Genomic DNA, 13,123 nt, shown 5'->3' with positions numbered 1-13,123 from the left:
AAATTTATTGTTTTGCAACAATAGAAACACGCTGCTCTTTAATAAACCCTGGCAAAAAATTATTCTCTAAATCCTTCAACAATTCTTTTGCTCCTATGGCATTAATCCCAACTCCACCTTTATAATCTCTTGCTTTACCAGTAAAGCTTTCAAGACTTACTAATTTGATTGAGGTTTTTTCTCCGTCAGAAATTGGATCGCAAACAAAACTAAAGGATTCCTCGGTACTATCTTTTTGTAATCGGAGCTGCATATCTCTATAATTAGAAACTGCAATATTACTACTATCTCGTATTGAAGCTTTAAATTTTATATCAGGATGTTGATTAGAGTAATTATTAAACGAAATTTCAAGTCTTTCTAAATTACACGCACACTCATATTCCTTAATTGGCGGGAATGTGCAACTAATGCAAGCGATCATATATACTAATCGGCAAACAATTCCTATTACCGCTAACCCTCCTACTGCAGCTAAGCCGATTAATATTTTCTTCATACCCTACACCTTTATCTTAAAATCTTCCTTCGCCTGGCCGGTTTTAAAAAACACCAGGCCTATCCAAAATAGGTCTACCGTAGCGGTTACCTGGGGGTTGGCCTTTATCTCGGCCCAGGCTTGTTTCATGCCGTCGCTCCAGTAAATATCGTCAAAAATCAGCATGGTATCTTCGTGCACCTTCGGCAGGCACCAATCAAAATACCGTAGGGTGGCGTCGCGCTGGTGATTGCCATCTATGTACACAAAGTCGAGCTTATCCAGTCCGGCAATAACATCCGGTAGGGTATCGTCAAAGTTGCCGGTTATTACCTTAATCTCTTTCGCCCCTGCCCTGCTAAATACCTCTTTGGCAACACCCGCGGTTTGGGGGCAGCCTTCTAAGGTGTACACTTTTGCATTTGGCGCGGCGGCCTGCAGATAAAGCGTGGTAATACCCAGGCAAGTGCCCAGTTCAACAATGCTTTTAGGTTTTGTTGACGCGGCCAGTCGGTAAAGCAATTTAGCAAGCTTAGGCGGCTTAAGCGCGTTTAGGGTGATAGCGCTTATCTTTTTTTGCTTGTTGTTGTTAACGTGCGATCCTGCACCTAAATCGGTAACGGTAATGGAGCGGTTATCTGTAAGCAGGTTATCGCGCTCCTGCTCTATTTTTTGATAAACAGGTTTATCCGCTTTATCATATATAACCTGGTCTACCAGTCGGTAAACAAATGGCGAGTGCAAACCATGACGATTTTTTGACGTAAGCCTGTGCAACAGAAAATCTTTTGCGAACGTTAAATTGAACATAGCTGTAAAACTATTAAAAGGTTTAGTATTTTAGCTAAGAGATATATGATAAATCCAACAGAAGTAAATTCACTTATCCGTTTGCTGGACGACCCGGACGCTGAAATATTCGGCCACGTTCACGAAAAACTGCTATCTTATGGTATCGAGGCTATCAATTACCTCGAAAGTGCTTTTGAGCAAGCCTTTGACCCTATACAGCAGGAACGTATTGCCAACCTGGTACACGAGATCCAGTTCGGCACCTTAAAAAATGACCTGAAGCTTTGGCACCAGAGCGGCGCGTTCGACCTGCTACAAGGCATCCTGATCGTTAACCGCTATCAGTACCCTGATCTTGATGAGCAAAAGGTGATAAACCAGATTGAATCCATTAAGCGCGACATCTGGATCCAGATGACAAACGAGGCCAGCCCGGTAGAGCAGATTAAGCTGATGAACCATGTTTTTTACAGCATCCACGGCTTTAGCGGCAACACCACCAACCACCGCGACCCGCAAAACAGCTACATAAGCCAGGTGCTGGATATTAAAAAAGGTAACCAGATCTCGTTAGCCATCATCTATTCCATCATAGCCCAAAAGCTGGATATCCCGGTGTATGGTGTAAACCTGCCGCAGCATTTTATACTGGCCTATCTTGACGAAAGCCGCGAAAGCGAGTTTGAAGGCGGCATCCTATTCTATATCAACGCGTTTAATAAAGGTTTCATTTTTGGCCGCAGGGATGTGGATATGTTCCTGAAACAGCTGAACCTTCAGTTCGATAAGCAATTTTACGAACCCTGCTCCAACTCTGATATTATTAAACGCGTTATCCGCAACCTCATCAGTGCCTACGAGCACCTGGGCTCAGCAGAAAAGGTAGACGAGTTAAATGAGTTGTTGGAGATAATGGGTGGATAACTTTTTAGCGAAGTTTACGAGTTGCCTCACCCCCTGCCCCCTCTCTGCTGCGCAAAGAGGGGGTGATTTTTTTGAGAATATGTTTTAGAACCCTATCTGCTGCGCAAAGAAGGACGCGCACGAAGTGTCGCGGGCTGAGTAATATTGCAGATATTTTTCTATATTTAATCAAAGACTTACCCGCTTAACAATTACTTTTGTAACCCTAAAACATGGACGACAGTTTGACAACGTATTTTGAAATCCGAACTTTCGGCGATAGCCTTAAAATTGAAGTATTGGAATATATAACATATAACTCTGATCTTGATTGGGATAATAATTGGCTTAGGACAGAAATAAGTGTCGGATGTGGAGATTTTTCAGGTACATATATCGCCGAATTAATGACTTTAGAATTTAAAGAATTAAGAAATCAATTCGATTACTTGTATCATAATTTAACTGCCTCTACATTATTTAAAGACCGCGAAAATCAGTTATCTTTTGAAATTAAAGGAAATGGTAATGGAAACTTTGAATTAGAAGGCATAGCTTATGGTAGCTCTTCGGAATATTGTGCAAAATTATATTTCACACTCCATTTTGATCAATCTTATATCCCCGGGTTTATTAAAATGTTAGATACAATTCTTCAACAATACCCAGTTATAGGTAATTTTAGGGCGTAGCTTTTTTAAAACATGATCACCAAACCCACCGTAGACCGCATAATGGAAGCCACAGATATTGTGGAGGTGATTGGCGAATTTGTACAATTGAAAAAGCGCGGGGCTAATTACGTAGGCCTATCTCCCTTTGCTAACGAGCGCACGCCGTCTTTCACGGTATCGCCGGCCAAGGGCATCTTTAAAGATTTCTCGTCGGGCAAGGGTGGCAGCGCTGTAACCTTTTTAATGGAGCTGGAGAAATTCACCTACCCCGAAGCATTGAAATGGCTTGCCAAAAAATACGGCATTGAGGTAGAGGAAACGGTAGAATCGGCCGAGAACCTGGAGGAACAAAACCACCGCGAAAGTTTGATGATCGTATCGGGCTTTGCGGCCAAGTTTTTCCACGAGAGCCTGCTGGAAACTGATGAAGGCAAAAGCATTGGCTACAGCTATTTTAAAGAACGCGGCTTTAGCAACGATACCATCAAAAAGTTTGAGTTGGGTTACTCGCCCGATCAATGGGAAGCCTTTACCGGCGAAGCCCTTAAACAAGGCTATAAAGAAGAATTTATAGTTGAGAGCGGCTTATCTGTGAAGCGGGATAATGGTTCGCTTTATGACCGTTACCGTGGCCGGGTAATGTTCCCTATCCATAGTTTTACGGGCAGGGTTATCGCCTTTGGTGGCCGTACTTTAAAAAACGACAAGAACGTACCTAAGTATGTAAACTCGCCCGAGTCGGAGATCTACCATAAATCGAGCATCCTTTACGGGTTGTATTTTGCCAAGAAAGCCATTCGTGAAGAAGATAATTGTTATTTGGTGGAGGGTTATGCCGATGTAATCTCGGTGCACCAGGCGGGGATCGAAAACGTGGTGGCATCGTCGGGCACATCATTAACCGTAGAACAGATAAGGTTGATCGGTCGCCTTACTAAAAACATCACCATACTTTACGATGGCGATGCGGCGGGTATTAAGGCATCCCTGCGCGGGCTGGACATGATATTGGAGGAAGGCCTAAACGTTAAGGTAGTGCTGTTTCCGGATGGGCATGACCCGGATTCGTACGTACAGAAGTTTGGTACCAATGCGTTTAAAACGCACGTTGATAAAAACAAGAAAGATTTCATTTTATATAAGACCGAGATCCTGCTGAAGGATGTTGGTAACGACCCGATAAAAAAGGCCGAGGTCATCCGCGAGATCGTAGAAAGCATCGCCAAGATCCCCGATTCTATCAAGGCTTCGGTGTTCCTGAAAGAGTGCAGTAACAGGCTGGAAATTGATGAGCGTGCGCTGCTTTCCGAGCTAAATAAAATGCGCCAGGCCAAAGCAAGAAAGGATAGCCAGCAACAGCAGAATCAAAACCACAAACAAGAACCATCGCCTGAGGACCTGTTGTTTTTTGACGAGCCGCAGGAGCAAGTTGCCAAAGAATCAGACACGCAGGAACGCGAGATAGTGCGCCTGCTGTTACATTATGGCAACAAGATGATCGATTGGGATGGCATTGCCAATACCTACATCGGCCCGTTTATGATAGCGGAGTTGAGCGACGTAGAGTTTGAACAGCCCGAAACCAAAAAATTCATGGAGATCTACCGCCAGGAGGTGGAAAATGGCGTATTGCCAGAAGAACAGCATTTTATCCATTACCATGATAAAGGTATTGTTGATTTGGTGGTAACGATGCTTGCCACAAAATATGTATTGAGCGAGAACTGGTACGAAATGCATAAAATTTTGGTGCCCGATGAGCAAGCTAATATGAAGGCCACCATCCTGGGTGCTATCTTCCACCTAAAAAAACAAAAGGTGGGCAAGATCTTACTTAACCTGCGTAACGAACTAAAGACCACCACAGGTGAGGCCGACCAGGAAATTTTGCTGAACCAGTACATGCACATGAAAAAGGTGGAGAAAACGATATCCGATTACTTAGGCTCGGTGATAATAAAATGAGACGACGGTATCAATATCTTTTGTTGACAATTGCTATTGAGTTAGTGTTAATCGTTGTGTCTTTCGTATTGCCGGTACTTTTATTGTATTGGACATCGGTAGATTTTACATCTCAATATTCAGGTTTACAGATTTTGGGCATACCGTTGATAATTATACTTTTACCGGTAATTAGTGTTTTTATGTTCAAAGAGCGATTTATTTCAAAAGTAGATTTAAGATGGGGGATATTGGTTGGCAGTTCGAGCGTATTTATGTTATTCATTTTCCTAATAATATATATGGCAATGAACTTTAACCTTCCTAATCAAAATTAATGGCATCCCACAACGATCTCGGCCAAAAAGGCGAAGCAATGGCTAAGGCACATATGGAAGCCAATGGCTACGAGATAATGGATGAGAATTGGGTTTTCGGCAAAGCCGAGATAGACCTGATTGCCTATAAAGCCGGGATTATTATATTTACCGAAGTTAAAACGCGCACCGGCAATGCTTTTGGCGAACCCGAAGATTTTGTTGACGCCCGTAAACAGCGTTTACTGGTAGAAGCTGCCGACGAGTACATATATTTGATGGATCACCAGGGAGAAGTGAGGTTTGATATAATATCTATCCTGTTTGACCGTAATAGTAACCACACATTAAAACATATTGAAGATGCCTTTTGGCCTTCTGCCATTTAAGATGAATAAACGCATAGCACTTTTCGCCATTATAGCCCTACTGGCCTACAGCTGTAAGGATAACCCAAAACAAGTTGACTTTACCATCAGCCCCGATGCGGGCAGCAACTACAAAGCAGGTGAACAAATTGCCCTGAAAATTGGCTATCCTGCTGATATTAAAATAGATTCAGTTGTTTATTTGCTCGACAGTACACGCGTTGGCACGGCTAAAGATTCATCGGCAGTAAATGTTAAAACCGATAGCCTTGCACTTGGCGCAAGGGTAATAACCGCAAAAGTTTACCAGGCCGGGCAAAGCCAGGACCTGACAACCAACATCAACCTGTTGGCTGCCAAAGCGCCGGAGCAATTAGGCTTTATTGTAGAGAAGGTTTTCCCACATGATACTGCATCTTTTACAGAGGGATTAGAGTACCAGGACGGCGTTATGTATGAAAGCGATGGCGGGCGCGTGGCAGAAGGAAATGGTCAGTCGAGCCTGCGTAAGGTTGATCTAACTACCGGCAAGATACTTAAAGTAGTAAATATCGATCCTAAGATCTTTGCCGAAGGGATAGCCGTTATTGGTGACAAAATTGTCCAGCTTACCTACACCGAAAAAATAGGCTTTGTGTACGACAAAAAAACGCTAACCCTACTTAGCAAGTTTGATAATAACGTAGGCGTTGAAGGCTGGGGTATGACGCATGACGCTAATAAAATTTATATGGACGATAGCACCAACCGTATATGGTTCCTGGATAAAAACACCTATCAGCAAAAGGGATTTGTTGACGTTTATGATGATAAAGGTGCAGTTAATGAAATTAACGAGCTTGAATATATTGATGGAAAAATCTACGCGAATGTTTGGAATACTGATAACATCTTAGTGATAGACCCTAAAACAGGTGCTGTACTACAAAAAATTGATATGACCGACCTGTATTTGAACCGTAACCTCCATGCCGATGTCTTAAACGGCATTGCTTACGATAAAGCCGCAGGGCGCATTTTCGTAACCGGTAAAAAATGGAATAAATTATTCCAGGTAAAGTTTGTGAAGAAGTAATCAAGAAAGCCGCGATGTTCGCTGCTTTCCTGATAGTTATTAGATCATTGCAATAGCGATACAACCATCTACGAGGACAAGCGATACGCTTTAAGGAAAATAATGGTGACATTGTTTTGTCAGGTGCAACAAATATTCAAATGTTTAATTATCAGCGAATTATAAATATTAACCCCTGTTCACGGCCGTGAACGTGAACACTAACTCGCCTTATTATACTTATTCTTGTACTCCACCGGCGATAGGCCGGTTATCTTTTTAAACACGGTTCGGAAAGCCTTGGTATCCGAGTAGCCCACATCATACATTACTTCATTAACATTCATCCGGCTGCTTTCCAGGTGCTTTTTGGCGGCTTCTATCTTAACACGTTGAATGTACTCCAGCGGGCTGTTGTTGGTCGCTTTTTTAAAGCGGCGCTCAAAATGGCGTTTGCCAATGGCGTACTTCATTGCCAGTTCTTCTACCGAGATCTTTTCGGTTATGTTGGCTTCTATAAACTCCTGTGCTTTCTTGATCGACTCGTCCTCGTGGGCTTTTTGCCCGTTAAACATAATAAACGGCGACTGGCTCTTCCTGTCTATCTCTAATGCAAACATCTTGGCTGCCATTATAGACATATCGCGCCCGGCGTATTTCTCAACCAAATATAAAAGCAGGTTCCAGTAGGATGTTGCGCCACCACTACTGTACAGGCCGTTTTGCTCGGTAACTATACGGTCGTCAACCAAAGTTACCTTCGGGAACATCTTCCTAAACTCTTCTGCAAAGCGCCAATGGCTCGATGCCTCTTTACCATCGAGCAGGCCCGTTGCTGCCAACAGGAACGCGCCTACGCAAAGGCTGGCAACTTCGGCACCTTTATACTGTTGGTCAATTATCCATGGGATAAACTCCTCGTTACTTTTTATAGCAGTAGCCATATCCCCGCCAAAAGCAGGGATGATGATTAAGTCGGTTTTCTTAACCTCGCCTATCACCGCATCTGTATGTACCGAAAACAAACCGCCATGCAAGCGCACCTCTTTTTCTAACCCAACCAACTGCACATTAAACATTGGTGGCTTGCCGGCTGCAGCCAAAAAGTCGTTAACGCCGGTAAACATGATGCGCGGGTCTGCAATGCTGGCTAATACGGCCTCGTTGGTTATCAGGATAGATACATGTCTCATTTTGGCGATGAATTGGTTTATCAGAAGTAAATGTAGTGAAGTAGAAAGTCGTAAACAACCCCTGATTAGTCCTTTTTGCACCTTACCTTATAAAACCATCTACGGTACATTTGTATCATCAAGACAAAACAACAAATGAGAAAGCTAAAATTACAGATGCAGGTGAGCCTTGATGGCTTTGTGGCAGGCCCAAATAACGAAATGGACTGGATGACCTGGAACTGGGATGATAAACTAAAAGAATATGTACAGGAAATAACCGAACCGATAGACACCATTATACTTGGCCGTGTACTGGCCGAAGGTTTTATCCCGGTTTGGAAAGAACGCTCCGCCGACCCATCTGCAGATAGATTTACCCACAAAATGGTTAACGACCCTAAGGTAGTTTTCACCAAAACCCTGGTCGAAAGCCCATGGGAGAACACAACCCTTGCCACCGGCGACCTAACCGAAGAGATAAATAAACTAAAGGCACAAACCGGCGGGGATATTGTGGCTTATGGCGGTGCAACATTTGGAGCGGCACTCATAAAACACAACCTGATAGACGAGTATCACATTTTTGTTAACCCTGTTGCCATTGGCAAAGGCAAAACCATTTACGGCGCGTTAGAAGCTAATCTGCCGCTTAATTTAGTTAAAGCCACCCCGTTTGAATGCGGTATTACTGTACTTTGCTACACCCCCGCGTAAACCATGCGCAGGTTAGTGGTATCGATGAATATAACCCTTAACGGTTTTATGGCAGGCTCGCATGGCGAGTTAGACTGGCATGAGCCATATTGGGATGACGAAATGGCGAAGATCATAACCAGGCAACTTGGCAATGCTGATACTTTGTTGATTGGCCGCAACACATATCAGTGCATGGCACCTTACTGGCAGGCACAGCAATCAAATATTTCTGCCCCGCGTGAGATTGTAGATTTTGCAGATATGATGAATAGGTATGAAAAGGTGATATTCTCTAAAACGCTTAAAATCGTAAACTGGCAAAATGCCCGATTGGCCAACCGCCCTATTGGTAAAGAAATCAGGGAGTTAAAAACGCTGCCGGGGAAGGATATAGTAGTATATGGTAGTGGCAAACTTGTTACACAGCTTATTAAGCTAAACCTCGTAGATGAATACCTGATATGGATCTATCCCCTGCTTTTAAACAATGGCCGGCCATTGTTTAAAAGCAGGTTAACTATGCACCCTTATAAAACTAAGGTGTTTGGTAGTGGAGTGGTTTTGATGTGTTATAACGTAAGGCAAGCTTAATAGAAGAAATTACTTATATTAGCATACCTAAACCACCATTATGTTCAACGATTCCTTTTCTTTCGATGGCCGCATTTCCCGCACCGAATATGGCCTAAGTATATTGGTTTTTATCGGTGGCATCTTTTTTATTAGTTCACAATTGAGGCATCACAACAGTTCAAATTCTTATTTGCTTATGTTTATTCCTCTAATTTGGTTCCGTTGGGCACAGGGCGCCAAACGTTGTCATGATCTGGACAACAGCGGCTGGTGGCAACTTGTTCCTTTTTATACGTTTTGGCTTCTCTTAGAAGAAGGCAAACCATGGCCAAACGAATATGGCAAAAACCCTAAATATGCACACCTACCCGATGAGGCATTTCATCCCAAAAACCCGTACGACCAAAACGATCAGCGGCCGCAATAACCAAAAAATGCCACGCTGAGTTATACCGAAGAACCTAATTTACGATATGTATATCGGCGATTAGATGCTTCACTAAGTTCAGCATGACAAATTAAATAGAGCTACTTACTGCAAACTTAAAACTGCAGACCGATTACCTCCAGGCTTTGTACTGATTGATCAAACCGTTGGTTGATGAATCGTGTGTGTTAACTTCTGCATCATCTTTTAACTCAGGTAAAATCTTTCCGGCCAGTTGCTTGCCCAGTTCAACACCCCATTGGTCGAAACTGTAAATATTCCAGATGATGCCTTGTACAAATATTTTATGCTCGTACATGGCGATCAGACTGCCCAACGTATGCGGTGTTATTTTTTTAACAAGGATAGAGTTGGTTGGGCGGTTGCCTTCAAAAACTTTAAACGGTGCAATTTTTTTGATCTCTTCTTCGTTTTTTCCGGCCTTCTTCAATTCGTCAATTACCACTTCTTCGGTTTTACCGTTCATTAGAGCCTCGGTTTGAGCGAAGAAATTCGAGAGCAGCATATTGTGGTGCTCGCCAAGCGGATTGTGAGATTGCGCAGGTGCTATAAAATCACACGGGATCAATTTTGTCCCCTGGTGTATCAGTTGGTAAAACGCGTGCTGCCCGTTTGTACCCGGCTCTCCCCAAATAACGGGGCCAGTTTGATAGTCTACGTGCTTGCCGTTACGGTCTACATGTTTACCGTTGCTTTCCATATCCCCTTGCTGGAAGTAAGCAGCAAAGCGGTGCATGTATTGGTCGTAAGGTAAAATGGCCTGGGTTTCAGCCTCAAAAAAGTTATTATGCCAAATACCTATCAATGCCAAAATAGCAGGCAGGTTTTGCTCAAGCGGGGCATCTTTGAAATGATTATCCATTGCATGCGCGCCATCAAGCAATTCGGCAAAATTATCAAAGCCAATGCTTAATGAGATAGATAAACCTATCGCGCTCCAAAGCGAGTAACGGCCGCCAACCCAATCCCAAAACTCGAACATGTTTTTGGTATCGATACCAAATTTCGCAACGCCTTCGCTATTGGTAGATAATGCTGCAAAGTGTTTGGCTACATCTTCGTCCTTACCGCCGTTTTTAATGAACCAATCGCGGGCGCTGTGGGCGTTACCCATGGTTTCTTGCGTGGTAAATGTTTTAGAAGCGATCAGGAACAGCGTAGTTTCCGGGTCAACCTCTTTTAAAGTTTCAACTATATGTGTACCATCTACATTTGATACAAAGTGCATGGTAAGGTGGTTCTTGTATGCCTTTAACGCTTCTGTAACCATTACCGGGCCTAAGTCCGAGCCGCCGATGCCGATGTTTACAACATCGGTAATAGCCTTACCTGTATAACCGGTCCACGCGCCGCTGATGATGGCCTCGCTAAACTCTTTCATGTGATCTAATACGCCGTTAACATCGGGCATTACATCTCTACCATCAACTAAAATTGGGGTGTTGCTGCGGTTACGCAAAGCGATATGCAAAACCGGGCGTCCTTCGGTAACATTTATAGCTTCACCAGAATACATAGCTTCAATTGCCTTGTTTACACCACACTCGCGTGCTAATTGGGTAAGTAACGCAAGTGTTTCATCATCAATACGGTTCTTGGAGTAATCCACCAAAATATCCTCAAACCGAAGCGAGAATTTTTCAAATCGCTGATTATCAGTTTCAAATAATTCCTTCAAACTTTTTGATACGATATCAATGTAGTGATCTGTTAAGTATTTATACGATTGGGTACTCGTAAAATCAATATTTGGCAGCATAGTTGTGATGTTTTTTGTAAAAGTAACAAGTTAAAACTGAGCCTGATATTAAAAGTGAAAAAAGGACAGTTAAGTGTTATTTTAACACACCGGGGATAGTGTTTGTTTTACACTAACAAATTGTCATTTCAATAACAAATGTTTGATAATTTTTAGAAAGTGAAAATAAATATTTAATATATTTGTGGTGTTGGTAAATAAACCAATTATTTTTCATCATTTTCTTAATCTGCCTTTTAAACAAATATTGCCATGTTTGAAAAACTTTTTTTGCTCGTAAAAAACAATGCCGATACGGCTGTTATGAACAACCCGGTAGTGCCTGCAGAACACCGCGAGGCGGTAATTAATGAGGCGTCAAGCTCTATCATTGAGGTATTGAAAAACCAGATGGATACGGGCAAATTAAAGGACCTGGTAAAATACTTCCAGTTTTCGGCGATATATGATAACCCGCTTATCCATAGCGTGGCTAATAGGTTTGCTAATAAGCTGAACAATTTTTATAACATAGGCATGGCCGAGGCTATGAAAATTGCCGACGAATTAATCCCACCGGTAATGCACCAGTTAATGGAACAATCGAAAGGCGAACAGAATAAAGAGTTTGCGCTTAGCACCATCCTGTCTAAAGTAAACGGTAACGTTGCCGATATGGGTGTGTTGTTAAACCAGATGCGCATCGCGTAAGAAAAAATATTTTTACTACGGGGCCTGCAATTAATTGTAGGCCTTTTTTATTTGGCCTAACCGCAATTTTATATATTTGCCATTATGACAAAAGAGAATATGCAGGATTTAAGGGATAGAGCATCTTCCCTGAGGAGGCATCTTTGACATCGATACCAAACTCGATGCCATGCAAAAGGAACAGGATATAACCATAGGCCCAAACTTTTGGGATCATCCTAAAGATGCCGAGAAAGTTCTGGCATCCATCAAAGCAAAAAAAGTATGGACCGACGCTTTCCAGAAAGTGGTTTCGGTAATAGACGATACAAACGTGTTGTTTGAATTTATGCAGAGTGGCGATGCTACCGAAGCAGAAATGAACGAGCAATACGAGCAGGCTGTGTCCGTGGTCGAAGAACTTGAATTTAAGAACATGCTTAGCGCCGAGGAAGACCAGTTTAATGCCGTACTTCAAATTACAGCGGGCGCCGGGGGCACTGAAAGCTGCGACTGGGCCGCCATGCTGATGCGCATGTACATTATGTGGGCCGAAAAGAACGGGCACAAAGTGTCTGAGCAGGATTACCAGGAAGGTGACGTGGCCGGTGTAAAAACGGTTACGCTGCAAATAGAAGGTGAATTTGCTTATGGTTACCTGAAAGGCGAAAATGGCGTCCACCGTTTGGTGCGCATTTCACCATTCGATTCTAACGCTAAGCGCCATACCTCATTTGCTTCAGTATATGTTTATCCGTTGGTAGATGACACCATAGATATTGAGGTGAAAGACGCCGATATCGAGTTTGAGACTTTCCGCGCGGGTGGTGCGGGTGGCCAAAACGTAAATAAGGTAGAAACTGCCGTACGTTTATACCACAAGCCATCGGGCATTATCATTAAAAATCAGGAGTCACGCTCTCAATTACAAAATAAAGAAAATGCTATCCGCCTGCTTAAATCGCAGCTATATGAAGCCGAGATGCGCAAGCGTGCCGAGGCATCAAGCGCGGTTGAGGGGAACAAGAAAAAGATAGAATGGGGTTCGCAGATCCGTAACTATGTATTGCACCCATACAAACTGGTTAAAGACCTCCGTACAGATCATGAAACCTCTAACGCCGCTGCCGTGTTAGATGGCGACCTAAACGAGTTTTTAAAATCGTACCTGATGGAATTTGGCGGGCCGAAGAATTAAAGTCCGGCTTTTTGATAAAATACAAAAAATGATGCTGCACACCACAGCGTCGTTTTTTGTTGCCATAAATTGTAC

The 13,123-nt window shown here is 43.0% G+C and carries 14 protein-coding genes; 10 read left to right on the top strand and 4 right to left on the bottom strand.

The window, feature by feature from the left end:
- Positions 1–4: 4 nt before the first annotated feature.
- Positions 5–499 carry a hypothetical protein gene (locus ACVW0P_RS09840; protein WP_457131931.1) on the bottom strand — a complete coding sequence of 165 codons (495 nt, stop codon included), beginning with the start codon at positions 497–499 and terminating at the stop codon, positions 5–7.
- Between the two features lie 3 nt (positions 500–502).
- Positions 503–1,288, bottom strand: coding sequence for a class I SAM-dependent methyltransferase (locus tag ACVW0P_RS09835; RefSeq protein WP_457131930.1), 786 nt, complete (start codon positions 1,286–1,288; stop codon positions 503–505).
- A 45-nt stretch (positions 1,289–1,333) separates the two neighbouring features.
- On the opposite strand from ACVW0P_RS09835, the gene ACVW0P_RS09830 reads away from it, so the two are divergent.
- The 5 genes from ACVW0P_RS09830 to ACVW0P_RS09810 all read left to right on the top strand — a co-directional run bounded on the left by ACVW0P_RS09830 (position 1,334) and on the right by ACVW0P_RS09810 (position 6,551).
- Complete coding sequence (locus ACVW0P_RS09830; RefSeq protein ID WP_457131929.1) at positions 1,334–2,194, top strand: transglutaminase-like domain-containing protein; 861 nt, start codon at positions 1,334–1,336, stop codon at positions 2,192–2,194.
- Between the two features lie 212 nt (positions 2,195–2,406).
- Entirely contained in the window at positions 2,407–2,865 is a 459-nt protein-coding gene (locus tag ACVW0P_RS09825) for a WapI family immunity protein (protein WP_354426613.1), read from the top strand.
- A 12-nt stretch (positions 2,866–2,877) separates the two neighbouring features.
- A complete protein-coding gene (dnaG, locus tag ACVW0P_RS09820; protein WP_457131928.1) occupies positions 2,878–4,812 on the top strand; it encodes a DNA primase in 1,935 nt (644 codons plus the stop codon).
- Positions 4,813–5,128: 316 nt separating this feature from the next.
- Positions 5,129–5,497 carry a YraN family protein gene (locus ACVW0P_RS09815; RefSeq protein WP_457131927.1) on the top strand — a complete coding sequence of 123 codons (369 nt, stop codon included), beginning with the start codon at positions 5,129–5,131 and terminating at the stop codon, positions 5,495–5,497.
- On the top strand, positions 5,472–6,551 hold the full coding sequence (locus ACVW0P_RS09810; protein WP_457131926.1) for a glutaminyl-peptide cyclotransferase: 1,080 nt from the start codon (positions 5,472–5,474) through the stop codon (positions 6,549–6,551). Before ACVW0P_RS09815 ends, ACVW0P_RS09810 begins: the two co-directional genes overlap by 26 nt.
- A 200-nt stretch (positions 6,552–6,751) precedes the next feature.
- On the opposite strand, the gene ACVW0P_RS09805 is transcribed toward ACVW0P_RS09810, so the two are convergent.
- Complete coding sequence (locus ACVW0P_RS09805) at positions 6,752–7,723, bottom strand: GlxA family transcriptional regulator (protein ID WP_457131925.1); 972 nt, start codon at positions 7,721–7,723, stop codon at positions 6,752–6,754.
- 135 nt (positions 7,724–7,858) lie between these two features.
- Here ACVW0P_RS09805 and ACVW0P_RS09800 point away from each other — a divergent pair, with 135 nt between their 5' ends.
- The 3 genes from ACVW0P_RS09800 to ACVW0P_RS09790 are packed head-to-tail and all read left to right on the top strand — an operon-like array spanning position 7,859 to position 9,401.
- Entirely contained in the window at positions 7,859–8,419 is a 561-nt protein-coding gene (locus ACVW0P_RS09800; protein ID WP_457131924.1) for a dihydrofolate reductase family protein, read from the top strand.
- A gap of 3 nt (positions 8,420–8,422) precedes the next feature.
- A complete protein-coding gene (locus tag ACVW0P_RS09795) occupies positions 8,423–8,992 on the top strand; it encodes a dihydrofolate reductase family protein (RefSeq protein WP_457131923.1) in 570 nt (189 codons plus the stop codon).
- A gap of 40 nt (positions 8,993–9,032) precedes the next feature.
- Positions 9,033–9,401, top strand: a complete 369-nt coding sequence (locus tag ACVW0P_RS09790) for a DUF805 domain-containing protein (protein ID WP_457131922.1) — start codon at positions 9,033–9,035, stop codon at positions 9,399–9,401.
- A gap of 133 nt (positions 9,402–9,534) precedes the next feature.
- Here ACVW0P_RS09790 and pgi read toward each other — a convergent pair whose 3' ends face one another.
- Positions 9,535–11,181 carry a glucose-6-phosphate isomerase gene (gene pgi / locus ACVW0P_RS09785; RefSeq protein WP_457131921.1) on the bottom strand — a complete coding sequence of 549 codons (1,647 nt, stop codon included), beginning with the start codon at positions 11,179–11,181 and terminating at the stop codon, positions 9,535–9,537.
- A gap of 252 nt (positions 11,182–11,433) precedes the next feature.
- On the opposite strand from pgi, the gene ACVW0P_RS09780 reads away from it, so the two are divergent.
- Entirely contained in the window at positions 11,434–11,871 is a 438-nt protein-coding gene (locus tag ACVW0P_RS09780) for a hypothetical protein (protein ID WP_457131920.1), read from the top strand.
- Positions 11,872–11,955: 84 nt separating this feature from the next.
- Positions 11,956–13,048 (top strand): peptide chain release factor 2 gene (gene prfB, locus ACVW0P_RS09775; protein ID WP_457131919.1). Its coding sequence is split into 2 segments (ribosomal slippage): positions 11,956–12,015 and positions 12,017–13,048, totalling 1,092 coding nucleotides; the frame shifts between segments, so codons are not numbered across the junction.
- Positions 13,049–13,123: the final 75 nt, after the last annotated feature.

The sequence above is a fragment of the Mucilaginibacter sp. UYNi724 genome (assembly GCF_054057495.1).
The sequence above is the reverse complement of the archived record's forward strand: the minus strand, read 5'-3'. Positions and strand labels throughout refer to the sequence as shown.

Bases quoted from the DNA above. Each gene is read 5' to 3' on its own strand.
- ACVW0P_RS09840 (WP_457131931.1), bottom strand. From the start codon at position 499: ATGAAGAAAATATTAATCGGCTTAGCTGCAGTAGGAGGGTTAGCGGTA.
- ACVW0P_RS09835 (WP_457131930.1), bottom strand. From the start codon at position 1,288: ATGTTCAATTTAACGTTCGCAAAAGATTTTCTGTTGCACAGGCTTACG.
- ACVW0P_RS09830 (WP_457131929.1), top strand. From the start codon at position 1,334: ATGATAAATCCAACAGAAGTAAATTCACTTATCCGTTTGCTGGACGAC.
- ACVW0P_RS09825 (WP_354426613.1), top strand. From the start codon at position 2,407: ATGGACGACAGTTTGACAACGTATTTTGAAATCCGAACTTTCGGCGAT.
- dnaG (WP_457131928.1), top strand. From the start codon at position 2,878: ATGATCACCAAACCCACCGTAGACCGCATAATGGAAGCCACAGATATT.
- ACVW0P_RS09815 (WP_457131927.1), top strand. From the start codon at position 5,129: ATGGCATCCCACAACGATCTCGGCCAAAAAGGCGAAGCAATGGCTAAG.
- ACVW0P_RS09810 (WP_457131926.1), top strand. From the start codon at position 5,472: ATGCCTTTTGGCCTTCTGCCATTTAAGATGAATAAACGCATAGCACTT.
- ACVW0P_RS09805 (WP_457131925.1), bottom strand. From the start codon at position 7,723: ATGAGACATGTATCTATCCTGATAACCAACGAGGCCGTATTAGCCAGC.
- ACVW0P_RS09800 (WP_457131924.1), top strand. From the start codon at position 7,859: ATGAGAAAGCTAAAATTACAGATGCAGGTGAGCCTTGATGGCTTTGTG.
- ACVW0P_RS09795 (WP_457131923.1), top strand. From the start codon at position 8,423: ATGCGCAGGTTAGTGGTATCGATGAATATAACCCTTAACGGTTTTATG.
- ACVW0P_RS09790 (WP_457131922.1), top strand. From the start codon at position 9,033: ATGTTCAACGATTCCTTTTCTTTCGATGGCCGCATTTCCCGCACCGAA.
- pgi (WP_457131921.1), bottom strand. From the start codon at position 11,181: ATGCTGCCAAATATTGATTTTACGAGTACCCAATCGTATAAATACTTA.
- ACVW0P_RS09780 (WP_457131920.1), top strand. From the start codon at position 11,434: ATGTTTGAAAAACTTTTTTTGCTCGTAAAAAACAATGCCGATACGGCT.